The sequence below is a fragment of the Pseudomonas sp. GL-B-26 genome (genome assembly GCF_019947405.1).
Classification (GTDB): Bacteria; Pseudomonadota; Gammaproteobacteria; order Pseudomonadales; family Pseudomonadaceae; genus Aquipseudomonas.
This window is the reverse complement of record NZ_JAGYGJ010000035.1, coordinates 12,973-32,086: the sequence shown is the minus strand read 5'-3', so window position 1 is coordinate 32,086 and position 19,114 is coordinate 12,973. Positions and strand designations below refer to the sequence as shown.

Here is a 19,114-nt window from a genome sequence, read left to right as displayed (position 1 = left end):
TGGCAGTTCGAACCTGCCTTGGGACACCATTAATTCGTACCTCTTCGGTCACCTTCTGACAGGGCATGTTCCCCTCGTCAGCAAATAGCACCAAGAGGCAAAAAAGCCCCGCCGGGTAGTTCTCCGGCGGGGCTTTTTTGATTCTGTTGTCGCGGCTAGTCGAGATTGTCCCCTTCGACTTTGCCAATCGAAATACTCGCCTCGGTCATACGCCGTCGTCCATTGACCTGATAACTACGTTCGACACCTTCGAAATCCGGTTTGCGCAGCACAAATTGCGCAGATAGCCCACGCTTGGCGCTGTAGCCTCCAAACCAATCCACCATTCTCCCGATAAAGCACTCGTTATCGATCACGACACCTGTATCACCGACGATTTCGAACGTGTAGTGTCCCGGGCCGAAACCGTAATAAGCACCTTCGCCTTCTCCGGTCGGGGGGATGGGGCAAAGGGGTTGGCGTTGGTCGCCAATGTCTTTGGCTTCGGTTTTGCTCACGTTGCTCAATGCTTGAGTGAGCGTTTTGTGCAGGGCAGGGCTCAAGGTATTGGTAGCGCCACTGCCTTCATCTTTTTGAGTCTTGGGGATAGACAGCTGATAGCGGTAGTTAACGATCACTGTGGGGACTACGTCGTTAAGCTTCAGCGGATTGAGGAGGTAGAGGTGGTCCACACCGTAGTAGCTATTTCGGTAGGCGGCGTAGACGTTGCCACGTACTTTTATCCAGTCGACTGATTGGTTCGCGCCGCGACCATTGATGGAGAAAAGAGCGCTACCAGAGCTTGTTTCAGGGTTGAAAACAGCTGTCCTTCTGACGAAAATCTCCCCAGCGCGACGATATGTTTCTACATAAGAAAACAACCCCGTGCCACCGGTGTAGGTATCGACGACAAGATCCCGCAGTCCATCGCCGTCAAGGTCCATCAAGGTGTACGAGCTGTTTCCGGACTCGCCAGCTCCCTCAATTTTAGAAGCGCTCAGCGCCTGCCACTCGTCCTGTGTGACGCCCTTCGGAGTGGTCTTTGGAAAGTGAGTTTCATCGGAGGAGCTGTCGTCATCCGCGACGTCTGAAAAGGTGCTGGTGCCCGTTTTGATCGCGAGGGCGTCGAGTACCTTCTCTAACGGAAACTCTGCATCGCCATGACTGGCTGCTTGAATGGATTGTCGCAGGTCTTCCAGCACGGGTTTATAGGCGGCTGCCACACTGCGTTGCGCTTGTAATGACTGCAGGCGCTCGCGGTAGCTCTGGTCGAGGCACTCTATGTTTTCTGCGCACTGATCGCGGTTTTTCAGCCAGATGCGCTGTGCTTTGCGCAATTCAGGTTGTGCCTGGGGGATGCTGTCGATCAACTCGCGGTAAGTCGATCCCATTTGGGTATCCAGCCCGTACAGATCTGTATTCGCACAAAGGGTCTTTTCAACGGGACTTGCTGCTTTTGTACAGTCCATTCCAGTCGCCAGTGCCTGCTGGGTCAATAGCAGGGCACAAGCGGACAACATGTAGCGTCCTTTGATGTACACAGTAGAAGAGCCTTGAGTTTATGGGATTAGTGCAATCGTAATGGTAGCCGCCGCAGCTTCAGGAGTGCGACATCGAAAATCGTTTGAGGCATGAAATAGCCCGCCAGACATTGTCTGTCCTGCGGGGCTTTTTTACGTGTCATCACCCGACGATCTACATGGAAAGTCTGGCATCGCTGTGCCTTACTCCAGACACAACTCACGGAGCGACTTCGATGCGGCGAAGAGGCGCCAAATTCTGGTTGTGGACCAACACGCAGTTACCCCTCCATACGCATGAAGAGGTACTCAGCAATGGCCTGCACATCGAGGTGCAGGCACGGGTCAGTCATGAGGGGGTTACCCAGGTGTTTATAGGCGTCTACGACACCGATGGCTGGGCGATTTGCGAGGAGTTTCATGACCGCTACGCCGGTGAGCATTACTGCGCGGCGTTGAAGTGGGGCGCTTAGCGGGCGAAGGAGATTATCGCGGACACCCAGGAATTCGTCGCGCCGCACCGGGTGCAGGTGACCTTGAGTCCGGTGATTACCGATGAGTCGGAACTGGCCCTGCGGCGGATGGAAATGACCGAGCGCGAGTCTTTGAAACTCAGATCCGACGATGCCTGGTCGGAGTACCTGGCCGCCAAGACAGCCATGCTGGCGCTGATGCGCTCAACCAAAGTCGACCCCAAGGTCTGGGCGGATCACAAGGCGCGGCTCTGGCAGGCCATCGATCGACGAGCCTGCGTACAACGCGCCTATCTGCGCTGAACCTGTCTCAGGCCTGGGGGCGTCGCAGATTCTCAATGGTTTCGATCAGATCATCGTAGGACACCGGTTTTCCAATGTGCTGGTCAAAGCCCGATTGCCGTGACTTTTGGATATCGCTGTGGGCGCCATAGCCGGTCAGCGCAATGGCCGGTACATCCTTGACCAGCGGCAACTGACGCAAGGCGCTCATCAGCTCGTGGCCGTTCATGACCGGCATGCCCAGATCAGAAATGATCAGGTCGAAACGGGTGCTTTTTGCAGCATCCAAAGCCGCCACCGGACGGTCGAACGCAATCACTTGCGCGTCTTCCATTTCCAGCAGCATTTTCAAGGTTTCCAGTACATCGGCGGAGTCGTCGACCAGAAGGATCGTCAAACCGCTCAGCCTGCCAGAGGAATCCTCGACCTGAGTCGGGGATTGCGGCTCATCTTTGGTGTGGGCCAAGGGTAGATAAACCGTGAAGGTACACCCTGTTCCCACCCCGGCAGAGTTCACCTCAACCGTTCCCCGTTGGGCCTCGGTCAACTGGCGGACCAGTGACAAGCCGATCCCCAGCCCTTCACGGTTGTGGCTGACGTGCTGCTTTTCCGCCTGGCCGAACAGGTCGAACACGTGATCGAGGTTCTCGGGTGCGATACCTGCACCGTTGTCTTTGACGTCCAGTCGCGCCATGTTTCCAGCCTGGCTGGCGATCAATTGCACGTGGCCGTTGGAGGGTGTGAACTTCAGCGCGTTGTTCACCAGGTTCCAGATAATTTGCTCCAGGCGCGTCGGGTCGGCATGGACCATCAATGCGCCTGAAGGCACGTTCAGTTCTACGGTGGCGTCGTGTCGGTCGTTGAGCACGACGGCATGAATATCGCGCAACACACTGGCCAGATCCACAGCGACTGGTTTCAGTTTGAGTTTGCCGGTGCGCACCCGGGCAACATCAAGCAGATCATCGATGATCCGTGCCTGGCTGTTGACGGCGTCGCAGATGGTGTTGACGGCCTTGGCGGCCGGCGCAACCGACTTGGTCACCGGCAAGCGACGCAGCAGTTCTGCATTGAGCTGAATCAGGTTCAGCGGATGCTTGAGTTCGTGGGACATGACCGCGAAGAACTCATCCTTGAGGTAATTGGTGTTGCGCGTTTCGGCCAGTTGTTGGCTCTGTTCTTCATGCTGGCGCTTATGGCCGGTCAGGTCGCGGGCGATTTTGACGTAGCCTTGAAGATTGTCGCCGCTGAGCAAGGTCACCTCGCCGCTGCAAAAGAAGCGGTTGCCGTCCTTGCGCACGTGCCAGCGCTCATCTTCGCTGCGGCCGAGGGTGCGCACCGACAGCAGTTCGTTTTCAGGCACGCCGGACGCACGATCTTCAGGCGAGAAAATGAAGTCGTAATAGGCGCCCTCGGCCTCGGCTTTGCTATAGCCGAAGATCAATTCGGCACCTTTGTTCCAGGTGGTGATCACGCCCTGCTCATCGAGGGTGATGATGGCGTAGTCGCGAGTGCTTTCGGCGACCAGACGCATGCGTTCTTCACCCAGTCGCAGCTCTTCTTCAGCCGCTCGACGTTTGGTGATGTCGATGAACGTCAGCACGGTGCCGTCGATGTGGTCTTCGCTGGAGCGATAGGGCAGCAGGCGGGCGATGTACCAGTGATTGTCGGTGCTGCTGACTTCGCGCTCGATCATGTTCAGCGATTCGAACACCTGCGCCGCGTCTCCCACCAGGTTCTCGTAATGCAGGCGATGGGTAATGTCGAGCAAGGAACGCCCGGTATCCACCGGCAACATGTTGAAGATGTCAGTGGCGCGCGGGGTGAACCACTTGATGCGCATACTGCGGTCGACAAACACCGTGGCGATGTCGGTGGAGGCAATCAGGTTGGTCAGGTAGTCGTTGATCTTGTCGGTTTCTTCGACCTTGGTTTTCAGCTCGTAGTTGACCGTCAGCAGCTCTTCGTTGATCGACTGCAGCTCTTCCTTGCTGGTCTCCAGTTCTTCGGTGGCCGAGCGCAGCTCTTCGTTGATCGCCTGCATTTCTTCGTTGGACGCCTTGAGCTCTTCGCTGGAGACTTCCGATTGTTCGATGGTGTCCTGCAAGTGCAGCTTGGTGCGTTGCAGTTCGCGCTCAAGGTTGGACAGCACCTGGCTTTCGGTCTGTAGCGCGGTGGTGGCCGCTCGTTCGGCAGGGTCGACCTCGACTTCCTCGAAAATCACCAGGACGTATTCGCCGTCCGATTCTTCATCATTGTAGGGATGCGCGACCAGATCTATCAGGTAACTGCGCTCATCACGCTTGATCGGCACTTCGCGGGACTTGACCGGCAGGCCACTCTGCTGGACCTGGAACAGCGTGGTGCGGATTTCCAGGCGCAGTTCCGGAAGAATCAGCGTCAGCAAGTTGCGCGACAATTCACCGCCAACATGGCGCAGGAAACGCCCGGAACTCTCGCTCATGTGCAGGATGTCGGCGTTGGCATCGACGATCACGCTCGGTGGTGCAGATTGTTCGAGGGCGCGTTGGTGGATTTCGGCGAATGACAGTTTGCGCGGCGCGCTGCTTTGCGGGACCTGTTGGGAAGTGTTGGTCCGCACATAACCTCCACGCGGCATCGTCGGTGTGCGCCGACTGTTGGCCGTGCCGGTCTTGGCACGGAAGATCCGGTTGCGTTTATCCACCGGGGCAAACAATTCGTGGCACGCGTCCGCGCTCTCGGAAGTGCCGAGGAACAGGAAGCCGCCGGGACGCAGGGCAAAGTGGAACATCTGGAGGATTTCGCGTTGCACTTCGCGATCCAGATAGATCAGCAGGTTGCGACAAACAATCAGGTCGATCTGCGAGAAGGGCGGGTCGGACAACAGGCTGTGTTTGGCGAACAAGACCTTTTCGCGGATTTCCTTGCGGATCCGATAGTGATCGTCTTCCTTGATGAAGTAATGGCGGAGCCGCGAAGGTGGCACATCGGTGATGATCGCTTGTGGATACAGGCCGGTCCGGCCGACGCTGATGGCGCGCTCGTCGATGTCAGTTGCGAACACCTGCATCGACGCCGCGCTGGCGTCCAGTTGCAATTGATCGTTGAGCAGCATGGCCAGACTGTAGGCTTCTTCGCCCGTGGAACAACCCGCGGACCAGACGCGGATTTCTTCTTTCTCGGGTTGCGCGGACACGGCCGCGCTGACCAGTTGCGGCACGACATCCCGTTCGAGGGCTTCGAAAGCCTCCCTGTCACGGAAGAAATTGGTCACGCCGATCAGCATGTCGCCCAGCAGCGCCTTGGTTTCTTCGGGATTGTTCTGCAGATATTGGTAATAGGCACTCAGGTCCGGCTGGCCGGTGACCTGCATCCGGCGTTCGATCCGGCGCAACACGGTGGCGCGTTTGTAGTGCTTGAAGTCATGGCCGGTGCCGGTGCGCAACTGAATCAGGACGTCGCGCAGTACCTGTTCGGCAAGCGCCGCGTCACGTTCGGACACCGCCGCAATGGTTTTCAGTTCCGGATCGTTGGCGGTGGGCAAACAGATTTCCCTGGAGTTTCGCCAAAGCTCCAGAAGCTTTTGCGGCATTTCCACTACGGGCAGCACCAGGTCAACCATGTGCGTTTCGATGGCGGCGCAAGGCATGCCATCGAATTCGGCGTCTTCCGGCGCCTGGGCCAGTGTGATGCCACCTTGTTCCTTGATCCGTGACAAGCCAACCGCGCCGTCCGAGCCGGTGCCCGACAATACCAGGCAGAAGGCGCGCTCGCGGTGTACATCGGCCAGGTCGCGGAAGAACAGATCAATGGACGCGTGGCGACCTTCGCTCGGGTCTGTGGCGCTGACCTCCAGAAAGCCATCGTTCATTGTCAGCCGTTGCGCCGGTGAAATGACGTACACCCGGTTTTTCTCGATGGCCACCGTTTCGGTCACCTGCAGCACCGGCATCTTGGTCGATTCCTGGATGATCTTGTCAGCGATGCTTTGGTGATCGGGGGACAGATGGAGAATGATCACGAACGCCATGCCATTGTCTTGAGGCATGTTTTCAAAGAACAGTTTGATCGCTTGCAACCCGCCCGCCGACGCACCAATGCCCACCACCGGAAAGTCCAGGGTGCTCGGGCGCAAGGCCTGTCGCTCAGGAGCAGGAGGTGAATGAGTGGAGGTTTTGGTCATGACGTTTGCCTTTGGGGGCGAGGGTAAACGCCTCAAATTCAAGTGAGGGTCAAGGCGCGCTTCAATAAGTCAGAATAATCCCGTTTTTCGATAAGCCCTTCAATTATTTACCCGGACCGACAGCAGAATGACCCGAATGCAGCCTCGGTCAAACGTGCAGTCCCGGAGAAGGCAATCGCGCCACCGTCTATGGGACGGTGGCGGGATCAAAGGGTCATGAGCGTTGCACTCTTACCCGACCTCTGGAGGGGGAGAACCCTTAGTCCCCTAGGGCTACGCCGATGAAATCACCACCATGCACCGCTGAAATACCGACCAGCTTGATCGAGAAGTCCGCAATGTTATCGGCGTTTTTGTTGCCGTAGAGCGTTACGTAGTCGCCACCCTCATCCGAACTAGCTACATAACGAAGCTCGTTGGCAGCGCCACTGAAATCTTCGTCATTCACAAACGTGTAGCCCTTGAGAGCGGAGAAATCCAGCTTGTCGGAGCCGCTGGTAAAGTCATAAATGACGTCCTGTTTTTCTCCCAGGCCCAACTCGGTCAACACGTTGAATTTGAAGGTGTCGTTGCCGCTGCCACCCCGCAGAGTGTCCGCGCCCGCGCCACCGATCAGCACGTTGTTGCCGCCATTGCCGGCATGCAAGACGTCGTTGCCGACCCCGCCGTTAATCGTGTTGTTACCCGCGCTCCCCCAGATTTCATTGTTTGCGGCATTGCCGTTGAGGTTGATGTTCAACGCACCGGTATTACGGGCGTCGAGGTTTTCCAGGTTGGCGCCGAGGGTCATGGTGGCGGTGCCCTGGAAGGCGCTGACCGCTGGCGTGTCCATGCGCAGCAGCACGGTGTCGGTGCCTTCGTTGAGGTTTTCGATGACGCTGTCTTGCAGGGCAACGATGGCTTTGCTGCCGAGGCCCTGGGTGATCAGGTCGACGAGGTAAGTGTCGTTGCCTTTGCCGCCGATCAGGCGGTCCACGCCGGCCGCGCCGTCGAGGGTGTTGTCGGCCAGGTTACCGGTGATGAGGTTGTTCAGCGCGTTACCGGCGCCGACGGTGGCGCCGTCGAGCAGGGTCAGGTTCTCGACGTTGTCGGCCAAGTTGTAGTCGATGGACGCGCGGACGGTGTCGAGGCCTTCGTTAAACAGTTCGTTCACTGCGTCGTCGGCATTGTCGACGACATAGACGTCGTTGCCTTTGCCGCCGATCAGGTCGTCGGCACCCAGACCTCCGTCCAGCAAGTTGGCGGCCACGTTGCCGGTGAGGGTGTTGCCCAGCGTGTTGCCGGTCAGGTTGAACGCCAGCAGGTTATCGACCACGGCTTTTTCGACATGGTCGGCCAGGGTGTAGCTGTTCTTGGCGTAGGACACCACACGCACGGTGTCGTTGCCGCTGTCAGCCGTTTCGACGACCGCGTCCTTGTCGCTGTAGACGTAGTAGATGTCATCGCCCGCGCCGCCGGTCAGCAGGTCGCCGCCGCCCTTGCCGTTGAGGATGTCATTACCGGTACCGCCGGTGATGACGTTGCGCGAGGCGTTACCGATCAGGGTGTTGCCCAGGTCGTTGCCCACCAGGTCGAACAGGCCGGTACCGGTGACGGTGATGTTCTCGATGTTTTGCAGCGAAGCATCGGTCAGGTTGAGGGTCTGCGCGACGGTGGTGACGTTGCGGTAGGTGATCTGCAGCGTGTCGTTGCCTTCGCTGGCCAGTTCCTCAACCAGCGCCTGCTCCGCCACGTTGTCGAGCACGTAGGTGTCGTTGCCTTTGCCACCGATCAGGGTGTCGATGCCGGCACCGCCATTGAGGGTGTTGTTGCCGTCATTGCCGGTCAGCACGTTGGCCGCGGCATTGCCGTTGAGGTTGATGTTCAGCGCGCCGGTATCGCGAGCATCGAGGTTTTCCAGGTTGGCGCCGAGGGTCACGGTGGCGGTGCCCTGGAAGGCGCTGACCGCTGGCGTGCCCATGCGCAGCAGCACGGTGTCGGTGCCTTCGTTGAGGTTTTCGATGACGCTGTCTTGCAGGGCAACGATGGCTTTGCTGCCGAGGCCCTGGGTGATCAGGTCGACGAGGTAAGTGTCGTTATCCTTGCCGCCGATCAGCGTGTCGCCCCCGGCCGCGCCGTCCAGCGTGTCGTCACCGGCACCACCGCTCAGGATGTTTTTGCCGCTGTTGCCGCTCAGAATGTTGGCTTGTTCGTTACCGGCGCCATTGATCGCGGCGCTGCCGGTGAGGGTCAGGTTTTCCAGGTTATTGCCCAAGGTCCAGCTGATCGACGACTCGACCGTATCGGCCCCGGCGCTGGCATTTTCGCTGATCTGGTCTTTGAGGTTGTCGACCACATAGGTGTCATCACCCGTGCCACCGACCAGTGTGTCGGCGCCAATGCCGCCATTGAGGCGGTCATTGCCCGCGCCACCTTGCAGGATGTCGTTGCCGGAACCGCCCTGAAGGCTGTCATTACCCTCTTCGCCATTGAGCAGGACGGCTTTCGTGCCTTTCCAGATCAGGGTGTTGTCGCTGGCATCACCGGTGACTGTGCTGGAGTTGCCGTTGGCGTCGAAGCGTTGGCTGTGGATGTCGCCCTGGAAGTTGTCGCTATTGTTGGGCGACAGCTCTTCCCACGTCACGAGGAAACCGCCGTCGTCGGTCGCATTGACTATCGGGAACAGGTCACGATCATCATCGCTGGTGATCAGCATCTGGTTGCCGATTTTGACGCCATTCTTGTCGTAGATCTGCGCGTAGAGGTTGGCGTCAGCCGTATGCAGCGTTTCATCTGAGGTGGCCCAAGTGATGACAAATCCGCCGCCCTTGAGGGCTGTGATCGCGGGCTCGCCCTGAATTTCCTTGGTCGCCGTGTTGACCAGCGTTTCGCCGCCCACTTTCACGCCATTGGCGTTGAATTTTTGCAGGTAAACGTTGCCGCTGGTGGGGTTCTCGTTCTTGTCGTACTGGACGCTGACCCAAGTCACGACGTAGCTGCCATCGTTGAGGGTAGCCACGTCGGCGCCGTATTGCCCGCCCGCCACCGCGGTGTTGACCCGTACGGCGACGCCATCCTTGCTGCCATCGGCCTTGAAACGTTGCAAATAGACATCCACGTTGTCGGCAGCGTCGTACTCGCGCTCCCAGGCAATGACGAAACCGCCATTGGCCAGAGTCGACACGCTCGGCTCGGACGCATAGATGGCCCGGTCCTGAACAGCTGTATCAACTTTGACCGGGTTACCTGCCGGCGCATGAGTGGTGCCATCGAAGAGCTGAACGAACAGCTCCGAGCCAATCTCGTTGGTCCCGTTGCCGAGTTGTTCGAGCATTTCCTCCGACCAGCTCACGACGTAATTACCGTTCCCCAGAACGGTCAGCCCGGCACCGTCAATATGCACGTCAGGGTTGCTGTCGGTGGCGGTGATCGTCAGCGGCTCGCCGATCGCCACACTGGCGTTGTCAAACGGCTGTACAACCAAGGTGTTGCCCGGCGTCGTCCAGCCCAACACGAAACCGCCGTCACCGGTGGCGGCAATGATCGGGTTGCTACCGGCGACATCTGTGAGCAGGCGGTCGTTGAGCAGGTTGTGGTTTTTGTCGTATTGCTGCAGGTGAATTTGCCCGGCCTGTTCCCAAGCGATGACGTAACCGCCATCACTCAATGCCGTCGAAGCCGGTTCCATGGAAACCGCATCGCCGTCTTCGTTGGCAACCTTGCCGTCGCTGAGGGTCACAGTGCTGCCGTCGGCGAAGGTAACCTTTTCCACATTGACCAATGTGGTGGATTGATCCGCGTCGACCACCAGTTTGCCCGTCGCGTCCAGAGTAAAGGTGTGGTCTGCCAGCGTACCGGACAGGACCGCGGTGTCAGATCCGCCACGGCCGTCCAGGGTGACGTCGTCGGTGCCGCTCCAGTTCAGGGTGTTGTCGCCTTCATCGCCACTGATCACGGTGTCGCTGGCGCCTACCAGATGCCCGGCGTCGTTGACTTTCTGCACGTGAATGTCAGTGATGGGGATATTGTTTGTGCCCAGGTGACTGGTTTCCCACGTCACGACGGCCGTGCCATTTTCGCGAACGGTCACCGCGGGGCTGTCCCACAGTGTTTCGTTTGCACCGGCGCTGCCCACCAGAATTGGCGATATATCCTTGGCTGTGCCGTCGGCGGCAAAACGCTGAACGAACACCTGGGCGCCGCCCATCGCAAATTCGTTCCAGGCCACCAGGTAACCACCGTCCGGGAGAGCGGTGATTGTGGAGCCGTTAACCGAGTTGTTGCTGGCGATCTGTACTTCATCACCCACTGGATTGAACTGATTGTCGTAATGCTGGGTGTAGGTGACGCGGTTAAAACCGATGGTGCCCTGGTCTACCCAGCTCACGACATACCCGCCCGTCACCGCTGTCACGCCAAAGTACGAGGCGTTGTTGGAGAGGCTTGTGACGGAGTCCAGGGTGTGGGCGGAGTCAGCGACCACTTTGCCATCCGCACCGATCTGGCTGATCTGGAATTTGGAGGTGTATTCGGTTGGGCCCTGATCACTTGTCTGAGCGTGCTCGACCGTGTAGGTCATCCAGTAGCCGCCATTGTCTGTTGGCAGGATGCTGATGTCGTCGGCCTGGCCGTCGGCGGCACTACCCTTGACCAGGGTTTGCACCACGCCTGCCTTGCCGTTGGTGTACACCACGGCCTTGATGTCGGTTACGGCGCTGACAAAATCGCTTTCAGGGGCCTCATTCCAGGTCACGATGTACTTGGTGTCGCTGAGCAGGGTGACCTTGGCGTCTTCGAGTTCCAGTGTGCCGGAGGACGCTACCTTGACCGGGATGCCGCTCTGCATGCCGCTGGCGGTGAACAGTTGAGTGAATACCGTGGACACGTGCGTCGTGTCGTTTTCCGTCGCCCACGCGAGGATGAACTGACCGTTGGCCAAGGCCGTTACCGAGGGGTCATCGGCTTCGAGCGAGGCAATGTTGGTGCGTTGCATCAGTTCGCCGTCGGCACTGTAGCGCTTGACCACGATGCCTTCGAAATCGTCTCCGGCCGCCGACCAGACACTCACATAACCGCCGTCGCTCATCGCGGTGACATAAGCGTCACCCACCTCGCCGCTGGCGACCATCGTATCGACTTCACGGATGGCAGTGATTGTGCCGTCGGCGAACGTCAGGATTTGTTCGTCACTGCCGCTGGCAATGGGTGTGCCGTCACTGATTTGGCTGACGACGAGGTTTTCACCGTCGTTGCTGAAGGTGTAATCCTTTTGATTTCCATTGACCGGGGTCGAAGTGCTCATAGTCCTTTTCCTTGCAATACCAGGCACGACATGTGCGCGCGACTGTCGAATTCTTTGGGGGGCCCCGTCTCGGCATGAAAAGGGCAGTGGAGAATCACGTAAAAGCTTGGCTTTTTACCAAGATGGCCAATTAATGGCAATGAGCCATTTTTTTGCATCAGCGCCTGTGCTAAAGCTCCTGCAGACAATTGCTCGCTGCACCTTCAGGGAATGGCGCTGCGGCCGATAACTGTGCGAGAGATGGCATAAGAGGCTGTCTCGACGCTTGGTAGCGTGCTGTCCTGTGGCTATCATCTGCGCGGCCAAAAGGGGCCGCGAAGCTGATCTCGTTCGTGTATTTGCCTTTGGGTTCTTCTTCTTAAATTGCCTGGAAATCTTCGATGCTGTCGTATCACCAAAAGCGTTTTTTGATCGTCGATGATTTCTCGGATTTCCGCAGTTCCGTCAGGTCCATGCTGCGTGAGCTGGGCGTCAAGGATGTCGACACCGCCGACTCCGGCGAACAGGCGCTGCGTATGTGTTCGCAGAAGGCCTACGATTTCATCCTGCAGGACTTTCACCTGGGCGACGGCAAGAAGAACGGTCAGCAGGTGCTTGAAGACCTGATGATCGAGAAGCTGATCAGCCATGAGGCCGTGTTCGTCATGGTCACCGCCGAGACCAGTCAGGCGATGGTGCTCAGTGCGTTGGAACACGAACCCGATGCGTACCTGACCAAACCCTTCAACCGTTCCGGTCTGGCTCAACGGCTGGAGCGGCTGGAGCAACGCAAGACCTTGCTCAAGCCGATTCTGCAGGCCCTTGACCGGGGTAAACCGGTTGAAGTGCTCAATGCCTGCATCGCCTTGTGCAAACAAGACATCCGCTACTCGCCGTTGTGCCTGCGCTACCGCGCCGATGCCTTGCGCGACCTGAATCAGAACGAGGCGCTGGAGCGTCTCTACGACAGCATCATTGCTGATCGACCATTGCCGTGGGCGTTTGTCGGTCTGGGCAAATTGCTGTTCAAGCGTGGTCAGGTCGGTCAGGCCAAGGGCGTCTACGAAAAAGCCCTGAAAGTGTTCCCGATGATGCCGGCGCTCTACGACGGCATGGCCGATGTGCTGGTCGCTGAAGGCGACACCAAGGCGGCCCAGAATGTGCTGGAAGAGGCGATCCGCTTGTCGCCGCTGGCGGTGCGTCGGCAAGCGCAGCTGGGCAAGTTGGCGATGGCCAACGAAGATTTCGACACCGCCTCCAAAGCCTATCGCCAGGCGGTGGCGCAGGGCGCGCAGTCACGTTTCAAGGATGCGGAGAGCAACCTTGGCCTGGCCCATGCCTTGATCAGTAAAGGCAGCGAAAAAGGCCTGGATACCCGGACTCGACTGGAAATCAACACGACGCTGAGTGCGGTGGCCAAGGAAAACCCTTCCGACCCGGGTCTGCAGATTCGGGCGCGATTGATGAAAGCCACCAGTTTGCTGCTCAACGATGCAGAAACCGCCGAGAAGCTCACCGAGCAGGCGATGATGCGCCTCGATGGCATGGAACAGTTCATGAGTGCTGAAGCGGCGCTGCTGGTGGCCAAGCAACTGCAGATGCTCGGCCAGGCCAGCGCCGGTGCCTCGATGCTGAAAAACTGCGCGGAAATCTACGGCGACGACCCGACGGTGATGAAGGGCATCGCCAAGTTGACCGACGATCCGACCATCCTCAACTCCGGCAACGCCGCTGCCGACCTCAACCGTCAGGGCGTGCGGGTGTACAAGACCGGCAACCTGGTGGAGGCGCGGCAGGTGTTCCGCAAAGCCCTGACGCTGCAACCGAAGAACATCAGTATCGCGCTGAACATGGCGCAGTCGCTGCTGCACGGCACCGATACCAGTGTCCCTTCGGCGGAGCTGGAAGAATGTCGGACGTGCCTGAAAATGGTCGGCCTGATGCCCGACTCCGATGCGCGTTTTCCCCGTTATCAGAAGTTGCGAAGCAAGGCGTTTGGCGAATGAACGACAGCGAACAGGCACTCGATTTTTCCACGGTGATTGCCTCCACCGTGCACGACATGAAGAACTCCCTGGCCATGCTGATGCAGGCCCACAGCCAATGGCTGGCGCGCTTGCCGGATCCGCAGCAGCACACTCCGGAGCAGGGCGTGATCGAATTCGAATTCGCTCACCTTAATGGCATGCTGGTGCAGTTGCTGGGGCTGTACAAACTCGGGGTCAACCAGATGCCGTTGCAACCGGCCTACCATGAACTGGATGATTTCATCGAAGCGCAATTGGCCTGCCACCAGGACGTGTTTGCCAGTCGCGGCATCATGGCGACCTATGAAGTGGATCCGTTGAGCCCTCTGGGTTTCTTCGACCGGGAGCTGATTGCTTCGGTGCTGGGCAACAGCATCAACAACGCCATTCGTTATGCCCGCCACGCGGTGTTGATCAGCGTCAGCGATGAAGCGGGGCAACTGGTGCTGACCGTCAACGACGATGGCGAAGGTTATCCTCCGGAGATGATCGAGCGTCAGGCCGATTACGTGCAGGGCATCAACCACAGCAGCGGAAGTACTGGCCTGGGTCTGTATTTTGCCGGGCGGATTGCAGCACTTCATCAACGCAATGGCGTGGGCGGACGCACCGAAATCAGCAATGGCGGCCCGCTGGGTGGCGGCGTGTTCAGCCTCTATCTGCCCTGACCGGTTCTTTTTGTTGGCCGTTGCTTGATATTCCGAACAGGCGGAGCCTATTTTGTACGGGTCGCCGTTCGCGGCTCGCACAACAACAAAGGATTGCGTCATGACAACCGATGGCCATCGCTCACTCGCACAGCGATTGACGGGCATTGATGAGATTGAATGTGTCACGCCGGATTTGAATGGCGTACCCCGTGGCAAGGTAATGACCGCCGAAGGCTTTCTCGAGGGACGGCGTTTGCAGATGGCGCGGGGAGTGCTGCTGCAATGCATCATGGGCGGATATCCGCCAGCGCGCTTTTACGGCAGTGATGATGGTGACCTGGCGCTGGTGCCCGACCCGGCACAGATCCATCGCTTGCCGTGGAGCCAGCAGCCGCGAGCCTTGGCCATTTGCGATGCGGATGAGCTGACCGGCGGAAGCTCGTCTCTGTCGACCCGCGGCCAACTCAAAGCCGTGATCGCGCGTTACGCGGCCCTCGGCCTGGCGCCGGTGGTGGCCACCGAGCTGGAATTTTTTGTCTTTGCACCCAACACCGACCCGACTCAACCGTTCCAGCCGCCGCTGGGCCTGGACGGTCGTCGCGAGGACGGTCAATCGGCGTTCAGTATCAGTTCCAATAATGGTTTGCGGCCGTTCTTCAGTGAGGTCTACGCCTGCATGGCGGCCCTGGGCTTGCCGCGCGATACCTTCATGCACGAGATGGGCGTCAGCCAGTTCGAGATCAACCTGCTGCACGGCGACCCACTGCTGCTGGCCGACCAGACGCTCCTGTTCAAACATCTGCTCAAAGAAGTCGCGCTCAAGCATGGCCTGACCGTGGTTTGCATGGCCAAGCCGCTGGCGCACACGCCGGGCAGTTCGATGCATATTCACCAGAGCATCATCGAGATCGGCAGCGGGCGTAACGTGTTCAGCGACAAGGCTGGTGAGCCGACCGCGACCTTCCGTCATTTCATCGCGGGTCAGCAGGCCGGCATGGCGGATTTCACCGCGTTGTTCGCACCGAACGTGAACTCGTATCAGCGCTTGTGCCATCCCTACGCATCGCCGAATAATGCCTGCTGGTCCCACGACAACCGGGCGGCCGGATTGCGTATTCCGGCCAGTCCGCCCGCCGCTCGTCGGGTCGAGAACCGTTTGCCGGGGGCTGATGCAAATCCTTATCTGGCGATCGCCGCCAGCCTTGCCGCAGGGTTGTATGGCATTGAACACAAACTGGAGCCGAGCGAACCGATCCAGGGGGAATTCGAAGTGCCGGACAATCTTTCGTTGCCGTGTACCTTGCATGCGGCTCTTGAGCGTCTGAAACGTAGCCAATTGGCGAAGGAACTGTTTGGCAAGGAGTTCATCGAAGGCTACATCGCCTCGAAGACCATGGAGTTGACCAGCTTCATTGATGAAATTACTCCCTGGGAACGGCGTGTTTTAGCGGCCCAGGCCTGACGATCCGTCGACATCAGGCTATCGTTTGTCGGTAGCCTGAAACTCACTGCAAGGAGCCGCTCGGAACGCCGATGCGCCAAATCTGGAAACCCTTTCGAGCGCTTTATTTTGCCTCGCTGATGATGTTGATCGGCTCTGGCCTGTTGAGTACTTACCTGGCCTTGCGCCTGGCCGCCGATCACGTCGACAGCCTGTGGGTCGGTGCGTTGATGGCGGCCAACTATTGCGGCCTGGTGCTGGGTGGCAAGATCGGCCACCGGCTGATTGCCCGGGTCGGGCACATTCGCGCCTATTCGGCCTGCGCCGGGATTGTCGGCGCGGCGGTGCTGGGCCATGGCCTGGTGGACTGGTTGCCTGCCTGGATCTTCCTGCGGGTCATCGTCGGCCTTGGCATGATGTGCCAATACATGGTCATCGAAAGCTGGCTCAATGAGCAGGCCGAAGCCTCACAACGCGGGACGGTGTTCAGCGGCTACATGATCGCCTCGTACCTGGGGCTGGTGCTGGGTCAGTTGATTCTGGTCATGCACCCGGGCCTGGGTCTTGAACTGCTGATGCTGGTCGCATTGTGCTTTGCGCTGTGCCTGGTGCCGGTGGCCCTGACCCGGCGGATTCACCCGGCACCGTTGCACCCGGCACCGATGGAACCGCGGTTTTTCATCAAGCGCGTGCCGCAGTCGTTGAGCACGGTGCTGGGGGCGGGGCTGATCATTGGTTCGTTCTACGGTCTGGCACCGCTGTATGCTTCGCAACAGGGGTTGTCCACGGAGCAGGTCGGTCTGTTCATGGGTAGCTGCATTTTTGCGGGGTTGCTGGTGCAATGGCCGTTGGGCTGGCTGTCCGACCGTTATGACCGGGCGCTGTTGATCCGCTGTATTGCGCTGGTCCTGGCGCTTACCGCGTTGCCGCTGGCAATCATGCAACAGGTACCGCTGGAGATTTTGTTTATCACCGGGTTCTGCTGTTCGCTGGTGATGTTCTGCCTGTATCCGCTGGCGGTGGCATTCTCCAACGACCACGTCGAGGGTGATCGCCGGGTGTCCCTGACAGCGATGCTGTTGGTGACCTACGGTGTCGGCGCCAGTATCGGACCGTTGGTGGCCGGGGTGCTGATGAAGCTGTTCGGCAGCCACATGCTCTATGCCTTCTTCAGTTTCTTCGCGTTGGTGCTGGTGTGGCGGATTCGTCCGAAAGCGGTGACTAACCTGCATGTGGTGGACGATGCGCCGCTGCATCACGTCGCCATGCCGGACAGTATGTCGAGTTCGCCGTTGGTGGCTTGCCTTGACCCGCGTGTCGATGAGCAGGTGGTTCAGGAACAGATGCAGAACCCGATCAACCCTGAGCCGGACATGGAACCCGAATCAGAGCCCGAAACCGATCCGCCGCCCGAAGACCCTGATGCACCTCGCGAGCAAAGTTTTACCGAGGCCAGGCCTTAAGCATAAAAACAACGCATAAAAAAACGGGCAGTCACCGCAAGGGACTGCCCGTTTTCTATTGAAGCGTCTTATTACATGTCGTCTTTGTCGAAGCGCCGCGCTTCGCGCTGAAGCTGATAGACGAACCGCTCGACCTGCCGCTGCACCAGCCCGCTCATGTTGTGAAAGCGTACGCCGGCGAAGGTGGTGGAGATCCTTTCTTCGAAGTGCAGGTAACGCAGCTCGACGGGTGCCGTCATGTTGCCAAAGGGCAGGGCGGCGATGAAGCGGTCATAGACCTGGCCCAGTTGCAGGCTGCCCGTGATGTCGCCTTCGAAGCGCAACTTGCAGCCGGTGGCGGAGATGTCCAGTAGTTTGCCGCTGATCGGCGACTTGAGCTTTTCACCACCCAGATCGACGTTGACCAGTTGTGCCAGCTTCAATGCTGCGCGGAATGCATTACGACGCTGGTGGTAAACCACCTCGGCGGGCAGGGCGCCACGGTAGCAGCGACCACCTCCGGATTCGTCGATGGTCAACGGGCCGTTGCTTTCCCAGGCAATACGTACGCCGTCGTGGAAGCCTTCGACCTTGAATGGTTCGCCGGCGAGCAGGAAGCGTTCACCGTCGCGGGGAATCATTTCGTCCAGGGCAATCATGTTGCTGTCACGGTCAATGTCCACCAGATAACTCTGGAAGCGCTGGCTGCGCTCATGGAACGTGATGATCAGCGGATCATGGCTGTCTTGCAGCTGGCGCAGGTTGCCGGAGATCTCCAACGGCGTGGTGAGCACCTTGGGTGGCTGCGGAGCATCTTCCGCGCTTAAGGCATTGAACACGGTTCATCAATCTCCAGACAAAATATGACTACGGCTGGCCAGCATATTGCCAGCATGTTGCGCGTCTTGATAGTGCGCGCTTTTCAGCAGGCTCAAGCCTGACTGAGCGGGCGTGGCTTCGCAAGCATGGAGGTTGATCCGCGTGCATCATAGAGCGCTGGCGGCTCGCCGCCGTTGAGGATTTTCAGCTGATTGGCCGTCGCGGCCTGTTGCACCAGGATCGACTGGCCATTCTTGACGTTGGTCGCCTGGCACTGAGCCAGAAGATCGGTCAATACATCGCTCTGTTCCAACAGCTGATCGCCAATGCTCGAATGGCTGGCAAGTTGCTCCAGGCCGTTGCGATTGGTTGGCAGGTTGAGGCTGGCGAGGATTTCACTGCGCTTGCGGCCATGCTGATCGAGCAAAATGATCAATGCCTGTTTCTGCGCCAGAATCTCTTCGAGCAGTGGCATGTCGCGACCGTGCAAGGCGAGGGACTCGGTTTGCAGTAACTCCAGCAAGTGCTGTGCTGGAGCGAAATCGTCGGTGATCAGTTGCAGTAAATTAGTGTCGTGCATGGCTGGCCTTGGGTTTTAAGCGTCCAAAAGCCTGGCGCAGGCCTTGGCCTAGCGCTGGGCTTCGAAGTTGAGCAGTTTGCTGGCTACACGGTTGCTGTCGACTTTGTAGCTGCCATCGGCAATCGCTGCTTTCAACTCGGCCACGCGGGCGTTGTCGACGGCAGGCTGATCGCGCAGCTTGTCAGTGACCTTCTGCAACTGTTGAGCCTCATTGCTGAGATGTACCGATTCCCCGCTTTTGACGGTACTGGCCTGTTCGGCCGGGGTATTCAGCGGTGCGGGTTTGCCGGCTTCGGCGGTTTCCTTCGCGGTGCTGGTACGTGTACTACCGGTAAGTGACGAGGAACTGTTTAAACGGCTGAAATCGATGACCATGACAAAAAACCTCTGGGTATTTGGACGCTTGCCATGTTTTCGGCCATACCCGGAAAAACTTTAGGCTCAATTATCAATGAGCTTGCGCGCGTCAGCGCTTG

10 protein-coding genes and 1 pseudogene are annotated in these 19,114 nt (G+C 58.7%); 5 read left to right on the top strand and 6 right to left on the bottom strand.

Translation table 11 applies throughout. The features are described from left to right. Positions 1–155: 155 nt before the first annotated feature. A complete protein-coding gene (locus KGB23_RS21260) occupies positions 156–1,520 on the bottom strand; it encodes a lysozyme inhibitor LprI family protein (protein WP_223432464.1) in 1,365 nt (454 codons plus the stop codon). 215 nt (positions 1,521–1,735) lie between these two features. Between KGB23_RS21260 and KGB23_RS21255 the strand changes: the two are divergent. Then, positions 1,736–2,275, top strand: a pseudogene (locus tag KGB23_RS21255) (hypothetical protein). A gap of 7 nt (positions 2,276–2,282) precedes the next feature. Here KGB23_RS21255 and KGB23_RS21250 read toward each other — a convergent pair. Next, on the bottom strand, positions 2,283–6,419 hold the full coding sequence (locus tag KGB23_RS21250) for a CheR family methyltransferase (RefSeq protein ID WP_223432463.1): 4,137 nt from the start codon (positions 6,417–6,419) through the stop codon (positions 2,283–2,285). Positions 6,420–6,678: 259 nt separating this feature from the next. Then, positions 6,679–11,700, bottom strand: a complete 5,022-nt coding sequence (locus KGB23_RS30255; RefSeq protein WP_317851625.1) for a hypothetical protein — start codon at positions 11,698–11,700, stop codon at positions 6,679–6,681. A gap of 380 nt (positions 11,701–12,080) precedes the next feature. On the opposite strand from KGB23_RS30255, the gene KGB23_RS21235 reads away from it, so the two are divergent. The 4 genes from KGB23_RS21235 to KGB23_RS21220 all read left to right on the top strand — a co-directional run bounded on the left by KGB23_RS21235 (position 12,081) and on the right by KGB23_RS21220 (position 17,260). Further along, complete coding sequence (locus KGB23_RS21235) at positions 12,081–13,685, top strand: tetratricopeptide repeat-containing response regulator (RefSeq protein ID WP_223432462.1); 1,605 nt, start codon at positions 12,081–12,083, stop codon at positions 13,683–13,685. Continuing rightward, positions 13,682–14,374, top strand: a complete 693-nt coding sequence (locus KGB23_RS21230) for a sensor histidine kinase (protein WP_223432461.1) — start codon at positions 13,682–13,684, stop codon at positions 14,372–14,374. Before KGB23_RS21235 ends, KGB23_RS21230 begins: the two co-directional genes overlap by 4 nt. A gap of 202 nt (positions 14,375–14,576) precedes the next feature. Next, a complete protein-coding gene (locus tag KGB23_RS21225) occupies positions 14,577–15,818 on the top strand; it encodes a glutamine synthetase family protein (RefSeq protein WP_223432477.1) in 1,242 nt (413 codons plus the stop codon). 71 nt (positions 15,819–15,889) lie between these two features. Next, positions 15,890–17,260: an MFS transporter gene (locus KGB23_RS21220; protein ID WP_223432460.1), complete on the top strand. Its 1,371-nt coding sequence runs from the start codon at positions 15,890–15,892 to the stop codon at positions 17,258–17,260. 71 nt (positions 17,261–17,331) lie between these two features. Here KGB23_RS21220 and KGB23_RS21215 read toward each other — a convergent pair whose 3' ends face one another. The 3 genes from KGB23_RS21215 to flgM all read right to left on the bottom strand — a co-directional run bounded on the left by KGB23_RS21215 (position 17,332) and on the right by flgM (position 19,013). After that, positions 17,332–18,078 carry a flagellar brake protein gene (locus KGB23_RS21215; RefSeq protein WP_223432459.1) on the bottom strand — a complete coding sequence of 249 codons (747 nt, stop codon included), beginning with the start codon at positions 18,076–18,078 and terminating at the stop codon, positions 17,332–17,334. 92 nt (positions 18,079–18,170) lie between these two features. Continuing rightward, on the bottom strand, positions 18,171–18,638 hold the full coding sequence (locus KGB23_RS21210; RefSeq protein WP_111451683.1) for a flagella synthesis protein FlgN: 468 nt from the start codon (positions 18,636–18,638) through the stop codon (positions 18,171–18,173). 48 nt (positions 18,639–18,686) lie between these two features. Continuing rightward, positions 18,687–19,013, bottom strand: a complete 327-nt coding sequence (gene flgM, locus KGB23_RS21205) for a flagellar biosynthesis anti-sigma factor FlgM (RefSeq protein ID WP_008147951.1) — start codon at positions 19,011–19,013, stop codon at positions 18,687–18,689. Between the last annotated feature and the right edge of the window lie 101 nt (positions 19,014–19,114).